This is a genomic window from Planomonospora antibiotica (assembly GCF_014647955.1).
GTDB lineage: Bacteria > Actinomycetota > Actinomycetes > Streptosporangiales > Streptosporangiaceae > Planomonospora > Planomonospora parontospora.
On the sequence record NZ_BMQE01000148.1, the window covers coordinates 1 to 880 of the forward strand.

Consider the following 880-nt stretch of genomic DNA (forward strand, 5'->3'; position numbering starts at 1 on the left):
CCAGCCCGAACTGTCCGGTGCAAGCGACGAAGGGGACATCAGCTCACGTAAAGCCCTCTCAGGATGGCGAGCGGCGCACCGCGGATCAGCAGGTACCCGCATCACCGGGGTGCGGGTTCACCGCAAAGCTCGTGCTGGACGGCCATTACACGATCCTGGTCCTCGAAGGCCGCCTTGAGCAGTCCGGCGTCGCCCTTCTCCAGGAGAGGCTCGCCCGTGCGCTCGTCGCCCGTCATCCGCCGTGGTTGGTCATCGATGTCGTCGGGCTGGAATCGGCGGACTCATTCGGCTTGGCCGTGCTGCTGGGCGCCGAACGCCACGCCCGCACCTCGGGCGGCCGCATGATCGTCTGCGGCGCGGGAGACATCCTGCGTACCCGTCTGGCCAGACGGGGACTGGAGGGCACGTTCGGGATGCGGGCCACGGTGGGCGAGGCCATCACCGATCTGTACCTCGGCAGATGACCTCGGACCGCCCGGAGCCTCGGGCGGGCTCGGTATCCCGGCGGGCTACGCGTCGGGCCAGCCCAGGGGGTGGACGTCGCCTGCGGGCGGCTCGCCCCCCGCCCGGGTGAAGGCGGCCATGGCCGAGATCAGCGCGCGGCACTGCTCGGGGGACATCCGCGAGACGATGGCGGCGATCTCCTCGCTGCGGCGCGCGGTGACCTCGTCGACGATGCGCCGTCCCTGCGAGGTGAGGCGGATCAGGGTCTCGCGCCGGTTGTGCGGGTTGGTCTCGCGGACGATCAGTTGCGCACCGGCCAGGCGGTCGGCCATGCGCATCGCCGTGGAGGGGTTGACGCCCAGCCGCTCGGCCAGCGTGACGAGTTTGGTCTGCCCGTGGGTGGCCAGGACGACGAGCATGCGGAACTGCGGCAGCG

Annotated in this window: 2 protein-coding genes; one reads left to right on the forward strand and one right to left on the reverse strand. The window is 70.9% G+C overall.

Features of this window, described 5'->3' with window-relative positions; all coding sequences use genetic code 11:
• On the forward strand, nucleotides 1-464 hold a 464-nt coding region (locus tag IEZ06_RS35860; RefSeq protein WP_229799184.1), incomplete at its 5' end, for an STAS domain-containing protein.
• Nucleotides 465-509: 45 nt separating this feature from the next.
• On the opposite strand, the gene IEZ06_RS35865 is transcribed toward IEZ06_RS35860, so the two are convergent.
• Nucleotides 510-880 (reverse strand): MarR family transcriptional regulator (locus IEZ06_RS35865; RefSeq protein ID WP_189241118.1); only part of this gene is annotated, 371 nt, incomplete at its 5' end.